At 66.3% G+C, this 5968-nt stretch carries 3 protein-coding genes; 2 read left to right on the forward strand and 1 reads right to left on the reverse strand.

Translation table 11 applies throughout. The annotated features are described in order from the left end of the window. A partial coding sequence (locus tag Q4E95_RS10525; RefSeq protein WP_303383264.1) for an FAD/NAD(P)-binding protein occupies positions 1-1996 on the reverse strand: 1996 nt, incomplete at its 3' end. A 57-nt stretch (positions 1997-2053) separates the two neighbouring features. On the opposite strand from Q4E95_RS10525, the gene Q4E95_RS10530 reads away from it, so the two are divergent. Further along, positions 2054-4216 carry a prolyl oligopeptidase family protein gene (locus Q4E95_RS10530; RefSeq protein WP_303383265.1) on the forward strand — a complete coding sequence of 721 codons (2163 nt, stop codon included), beginning with the start codon at positions 2054-2056 and terminating at the stop codon, positions 4214-4216. A gap of 168 nt (positions 4217-4384) precedes the next feature. Next, positions 4385-5842, forward strand: coding sequence for an MDR family MFS transporter (locus tag Q4E95_RS10535; RefSeq protein ID WP_303383266.1), 1458 nt, complete (start codon positions 4385-4387; stop codon positions 5840-5842). Positions 5843-5968: the final 126 nt, after the last annotated feature.

A 5968-nucleotide genomic window follows, 5' to 3' on the forward strand; every position in this document is an offset into this window, starting at 1 on the left:
ACTGCGCCAGGATCGCCTGCGCCACCTGGTCCGCGTCCGCGAGCGTGCGGGCACCCAGATGCGCCGGCGATTCCGCTTCCGCGGCGATCGAGACTCCCCACTGCACCGAGGACAATTGCAGGCCCAGCACGAAGATCCCGGGTTCCACGGCGTCCTTCTCACCCACCACCCGGTAGGCGAACGCGCCGGTACCGAGTGTGAGGCCGCCCAGCGCGGTGCCCTTGCGGAGGGCGCTCGCACTCACGTCCAGCCCCGTGCTCGTGACGGGGCTGGCGCCGTCGCGCGTTTCCATGAGCTTGCCGCGCACCAGACCCCGCTCGTGCATGTTGGACAGCAACGGGGAGATGTTGCGGTGCACGTCGTTGGTGGGTGACATGGCCTCGATGAGCCAGCGGGCACGGACGGGCGTATCGCTGACCCACGGCGAGGCCGCCACGAAGCAACCCTCATTGCGGTCCACCACGAAACGCGGTTCGGGGCCGAGGAAACGGACCACACCCGCCCGCGTGAGAGCGGCCAATTGCTGGATGCGCAGCACGGGTGGGCCCGAGGCCAGGCCCTCGACGAACGGCTCGAAATCCCTGCGCAGCTCGTTGACCCACGATGAGTCCGAAACCCCCGCCTCTGCCAGCACGCACTTGAGCACGGTGCGGGCGGCGTTGAGGGACGCGATGGCCATTTTGACGGGATCGTCCTCGCCCCGCAGCGAGCCGTGGACGTCGCGGTCCAGGTAGTGCACCACCGCAGCGGCGTACTCGTCGTGGCTGTCGAAATTGATGTCCTCGAAGGGCCGCGCCAATCGTGCCTGCTGCAGCTGCCGGCCCGGTACCACGGAGGCGGAGACCAAGGCTTCGACGCGCTGGGACCAGCGAGCGTCGTCGTCGTCGAGAAGAATGGCGTCCAGCCTGCGGAGGAAGTCGCCCGCGGGTTGTGTGAACGCATCCGGGGAGGTGCGCGCCAGGACGCGATAGTAGTTCCAGTCCGCGTCCTTGCGGATCAGGGGCCACAAATCACGCTCGAACGACAGTTGTTCGGTGCTGGCGTCGAGCAGCTCCTGAACGGCCTCGAGCGTGAAGAACCGCGTCTGCAGGGTGTGCGCGTAGTACCCCTCGAGTTGCGGCTTGGCGCGATACGGCGTGCCCCTACGGGACCCCGCGACAATGTGCGGTTCTCGGCCGGAGGGCCGATAAATCAATCGCCCAGGGTTGTCCACATCGGGCTCAAAGGTGCCGCCGCGGCCTTCGGTGAGTTGCGCGAGCGCGTCGCAGAAATTCAGGCCCATGCCGCGTACGAGCACGGTTTCCTGCGCCGGCACCTCGCTCCACCACGCATCGGCGGGCACGGTGGGCGGCCAGTACGTGAGGTCGTGTTCGGCCGCGCCGTCCACCAGTTCTTTCTGACCGGGGCGCAGATGTGCGTCCAAGTGGCCCAGGGCGAGCACCACGGCGTCCGCCGGGATCGACTGACCACCGGCGAGTTCCACGGCGTAGCGGTGCCGGGCCTCGTCCTGGACCCACGCGTCCACGGCCTCGGCCCGGTGCACGGTCAGCGTCACGTTCGCCGGCAAGTGGCGGTTGAGAGCTGCGAAAATCCATTCGAGGTACCGCCCGTAAATGGCCCGGGGCGGGAAATCCTGAGCGGTCAGTGCGGTCAACGCCGCGCGTTCCGCCTCGGTCAGGGGGTTCTCGGGCGTGATGTCACCGTCGACGACGCCGCGGCGCCACCTGTCGAAGCTCATGTTCCGCACCTCGGCCAGCGGGTCCACGTCCAATGCGCCGTCCGGAGCAATCACAGTGGGGAACAAAGAAGGAGTGTTCATCAGGAACAACAACGACTGATCGGTGCGCCATACGTGGCCCGCGCCGGGAGGGAAGGGGTCCACCAGGTCGATGTGCACCCGGGCGCGGGTCTGAGCCGCTCGCGCCGTCAGCCGTTCCACAGCTGACAACCCCCGGGGGCCCGCACCTACCACTACCACTCGTCGCTGACTCACCATGACCACCAGGATAACGAGCCAGCTGTGCATGTCTCACCCCGCCCGTAGCATGGGCCCATGGCCACTACTTCCACCGCGTCCGCCCGCCCGCAGACAGAGCCCGCTGATGAGTTCTTGTGGCTCGAGGAGATCCATGGTGAGCAGCCCATGGAGTGGGTGCGGGAGCAGAACCGGCGCACCGACACTCTGCTGGACGGCCCGGACCTGGAATCCATGACCGAACGCGTCCTGGACGTGATGGACAGCCCCTCGCGCATCCCTGCCGTGACCAAGCACGGACCGTATTACTACAATTTCTGGCGCGATGCCCAGCACCCGCGCGGACTGTGGCGGCGCACCACGTGGGAGTCCTGGCTCAGTGACGACCCCGAGTGGGACGTCCTGTTGGATATTGACCACTTGGCTCGAACCGAAAGCGTGGAGTGGGTGTTCTCCGGCGCGCACCTGCTGCGCCCGCAGTACACGGACGGACAGTGGCGGCGCGCTCTGGTCCGGCTGTCCCCCGATGGCGGGGATGCCGTGCGCACACGCGAATTCGATCTGGAAACCCGGGAGTTCGTGACCGGTGGCTTCGACGTCCCCACGGCCAAGTCCTCGGTCTCCTGGATGGACGCGGACACCGTGTTCGTGGCCACTGACACCGGTCCCGGTTCCATGACCGAGTCCTCGTATCCACGCCAGGTGCGCCGTGTCTCCCGCGGTCAGGACGTCAAGGACGCGCCGGTGATTTTCGAGGTTCCCGTGGACCATGCCCAGGCCGCGGTCCTCAAGGACCACACCCCCGGCTTCGAACGCGTGATCGCCATGGACCTGGTGGACTTCTTCACGGTGCGCACACACGTGTGGAGCGACGAGCAGTGGGTCGAGCTGGACCTGGACCCCACCGTGAGCGTGGATCTCCACAAGCAATGGCTCCTGATGCGCCCGCGCCACACGCTGGAACTGAACGGGACCGAGTACCCCGCCGGTTGCCTGCTCGCCGCCGATGTTGCTGCATACATGCGCGGCGATCGCAGCGTGCAGCCGGTCTTCACCCCGGACGCCCACACCAGTTTGGAGGGCTGGTCCTGGACCCGTGACCACCTGATCCTCAACACCCTGCACGATGTCTCCTCCGCGCTCTACTCCGCGGTGCCCGGCGCGTGGGAGCTCACTGCCCTGCCCGGCATCCCCCCGTTGCACAGCGCCTCCGCCTGGGCCGTGGACAACGAGGATCCCGAGGTGGGCAATGACTATTTCTTCTCGGTCACCGGCTTCCTCACACCTTCGTCCCTGGGCCGCGGCTCCCTCCCCGATCTCTCGGGGCACGGCGCTGACGCCGACGACGACGCCGCCGCCGCGCGCGAGGCGAGCGAGCCCACGATCCTGAAGCGAGCGCCGTCGTTCTTCGACGCGCAAGGACTCGAGGTGACCCAGCATTTCGCCGTGTCGGCGGACGGCACAAAGGTGCCGTACTTCCGGGTGGGCCCGCGCGAGCTGGAACTCGACGGCCTGAATCCCACGTTGCTCAGCGGCTACGGCGGCTTCGAGGTCTCCCGGACCCCGGGTTATTCGGGGGCCACCGGAATCTCATGGCTGACCCGCAGGGATGATCGCGGCCGCACGGGTGTGTACGTTGTCGCGAACATTCGCGGCGGCGGCGAATACGGACCGTCCTGGCACACCGCCGCGCTCAAGGAGAACCGACACCGTGCGTACGAGGATTTCGCGGCGGTTGCGGAAGACCTTCATCGCCGTGGCGTGTGCACCGCCCCGAAACTCGCGTGCGCCGGCGGCTCGAACGGCGGGTTGCTGGTCGGAAACATGTTGACCACCTATCCCGAGCTGTTCGGTGCGATCTCATGCGGTGTGCCGCTGCTGGACATGCGCCGCTACACCAAACTCTCGGCCGGGGCATCGTGGATCGCGGAATACGGCGATCCGGACCAGCCGGAACAGTGGGAGTACATTCGCACGTTCTCGCCCTATCATTTGCTGTCCGAAGTGATGAGCTACCCGCCCACGCTCATCTGGACCGCGACCTCCGATGACCGCGTGGGACCGGTGCAAGCGCGCAAGATGGCGGCCAAGATGATTGATCAGGGGCACCAGAACATTTGGTTCCACGAAGCCACGGACGGCGGTCACGCCGGGGCTGCGGACAACCGGCAAGCCGCTGCGCTGCACGCGCGTTCCCACCAGTTCATGTGGCAGATGCTCTCGGGCCGCAAGGGCCGTTAACCACCGGCAAGGCACCATGGCTATTCTTGCTGACGGCCCTGGTACAGATCTGCCAACGGGCACATCCTCAAGACATTCAGACGTTGGAGATCACTCTTGCCTTCTTCACCCTCCCAACCCGCATCGGGCGGTACCGCGGAGCAACCACCGCAGACCGCTCCGGGCGCGATGGGAACCATTGCCGTTCTGCTGATCGCGGCCTTCGTGGTCATCCTGAACGAAACCATTTTGAACGTGGCGCTGCCCCACTTGATGGAGGACCTTCACGTTGACGCGGCCACCGTGCAGTGGGTCGCCACCGCATTCATGCTGACCATGGCCGTGGTCATTCCGACCACCGGCTTCCTGCTGCAGAAGTTTTCCACGCGCGCCGTCTTCGGCCTGGCCATGGGGTCCTTCGCGCTGGGCACATTGCTCGCCGCCCTGGCCCCCAGCTTCGCCATTCTGCTGGTGGCTCGTGTCATCCAGGCCTTCGGTTCGGCCATCATGTTGCCGCTGCTGATGACCACAATCCTCACGTTGATTCCCAAGCAGCGCCGCGGGCTGGTAATGGGCAACGTGTCCATTGTGATCTCCGTGGCGCCGGCCCTGGGCCCCACTATTTCCGGGTTCATCCTGGCGCATTTTCCGTGGCGCAGTATTTTCTGGTTCGTTCTCCCCATTGCCGTGCTCGCCTTGATCATCGGGGTGACCCGTCTGGGGGACGTCGGTTCACGTGGCGACCTGCGACTGGACGTGCTCTCGGTGGCGCTGTCCGTGTTCGGCTTCGGACTGTTGGTGCACGGCCTCTCCACGGTGGGTGCCGGTGGCACGCAGGGCGGCGATTCCGACTCCTTCATGGGCTGGGCGACCTCCGCCGGCGGTGGCGCAGTGATTCTCACGGTGGGTGTTCTGCTCGTCGCAGCCTTTGCCCTGCGCCAGCTCCACCTGCAGCGCAAGGCCAATCCCTTCCTGGACCTGCGCACCTTCAAACACCGCGACTTCACGGTGTCCGTGGCGCTGATGGCGGTGGCCATGATGACCCTGTTCGGTGGCGTGATCGTATTGCCCCTGTATCTGCAGACCATCCGCGGCTTGGACACGCTCCAGACCGGCCTGATCCTACTGCCCGGTGGTCTGATCATGGGCCTCTTGGGACCGGTGATCGGGCGCCTGTTCGACGCCTACGGCCCCCGGCCGCTGGCCGTACCGGGTGCTGCGATGCTGACGTTCGTCATGTTCAACTTCTCGCGGCTGCAGGCGGACACCGCCGTGTGGTGGATCGTTGTGCTCCAGATCGCGATGTCGGTGGGTCTGGCCATGATCTTCACCCCGGCGTTCACCGCCGGGCTGAATCCGCTGCCGCCGTCGCTGTACTCGCATGGTTCGGCAACGCTGTCCACCCTGCAGCAGGTGGCCGGTGCGGCCGGTACGGCGTTGTTGGTGGGCATCCTGCAGGCAGGCACCACTGTGCTCCAGAACCCGGACGGCTCCACGACGACCGATGCAATCCCGGGCGTCCACGCGGCCTTCCTCACAGCCACCGGGTTGGGCGCCGTGGCGTTCGTGCTGACGCTCTTCATGCGCAAGTCCACCCCGGAGAATACTCGCGTGACGGTGGAGGGCTCCGAACCGGTCGCTCACTGATCGACACCGACCCCGGTGGCGTACTCACCCCACGCGGCTTACTTTCACACCGCCGCGTGGGGTCCACGTGTACTGGGTTCGCACCCCGGTCTTGACGTTGATGAAGCGCTGATAGGCACCGGTAGA

Origin of the sequence: Kocuria sp. (genome assembly GCF_030536815.1) — a bacterium.
Lineage (GTDB): Bacteria > Actinomycetota > Actinomycetes > Actinomycetales > Micrococcaceae > Kocuria > Kocuria gwangalliensis.

Excerpts from the sequence above, each read along its gene's own strand:
- Q4E95_RS10530 (WP_303383265.1), top strand. The coding sequence starts at position 2,054 with ATGGCCACTACTTCCACCGCGTCCGCCCGCCCGCAGACAGAGCCCGCT.
- Q4E95_RS10535 (WP_303383266.1), top strand. The coding sequence starts at position 4,385 with ATGGGAACCATTGCCGTTCTGCTGATCGCGGCCTTCGTGGTCATCCTG.